General features: G+C 66.4%; 1 pseudogene. It reads right to left on the bottom strand.

Features of this window, described 5'->3' with window-relative positions:
• Window positions 1-61 precede the first annotated feature (61 nt).
• Window positions 62-1,115 (bottom strand): annotated as a pseudogene (locus AC6EUL_RS22835) (hypothetical protein); the annotation flags it as partial.

Genomic DNA, 1,115 nt, shown 5'->3' with positions numbered 1-1,115 from the left:
CCCCATCTACACTGAGGCGGCCTGCTGGCGGTTCGGGAGGGTGGGTCGGTAAGGGTGCGCGTTACACGAAGAGGAAGTCGTGTGCGTCGAGCTGAGCCGCGTGGACGTTGGTGAGCGTCAGGGTCGTGTGCGCATCGAAGGTCAGGACCACGTCTTTGCCGACGTCGCGCATCGTGAGGTGATCGAGGCTCGTTGCGAGGACGTGGTCGATCTGGATGATGTCGTGCAAGGGGCCGGTCTCGGCGTGGAAGCCCTTGATCACGTCCTTGCCGAAGCCGGCCGAGAACACGAACGTGTCGGCACCAAAGCTCGTGAACACGTCCGTCACGCCCGCATGCGCCGCCAGGGTCTGGCCCGCCGCCAGGGCCGTGATCGCGTGACTTCCGTCGGACGCGGTCACGTCCGTCCAGAGCTTCTGCCCAGTCGCGCCGAAGTGATCCTGCCGCACGGTGCTGGCGACCGGGGACGTGCCCAGGTAGCTCGACGTGACGACGTCGCGGGAGTGATCGGCGGCCGTGATGGTGCGCGACGTCTCGCGCCCGGCGGTATCGTAGTTGTGCACCTCGGACGACCCGTCCGTGTGCGTGCTGGACGAGAATGCCAGGACCTTGTTCGCGCTGTCGTAATGCCGGACCACCTCGACCAGCTTTCCGGCGGTGTCGTAGGTCAGGTGCTGTGTCGCGAAGGCCTTCCCGGCCACCGCGAGGTTGACCTCGACCCGCGACTTGTCGGCATTGAACACGGTGTAGGCGGTCTCGCTGCCGGTGCCGGCATCGTAGGAGTGGGTCTCGCGCGAGCCGTCGGCGTTGCGCATCTCCGCGTAGACCCGGGTGCCGTCGGCGTCGAAGCGTTCGCTGGAGATGAGGGCGCCACTGCCCGCCAGGCGGTTCAGGGTCAACTCGCCCGTCGCGGTCCAGCTCTTGACGATCTGGGTACCGTCCGGCTCGGTGCGCGTGCTGAGCACGAGCTTGCTGCCCTGGAAGCGGTCGGTTTCGAAAGCCTTGCCGTTGGCATCGTACGAGATCGTCTGGCTTGTATAGGCCTTCCCGGCCACCGCGAGGTTGACCTCGACCCGCGACTTGTCGGCATTGAACACGGTGTAGGCGGTCTCGCTG

This window comes from Methylobacterium sp. 001424705, assembly GCF_059816145.1.
The sequence above is the reverse complement of the archived record's forward strand: the minus strand, read 5'-3'. Positions and strand labels throughout refer to the sequence as shown.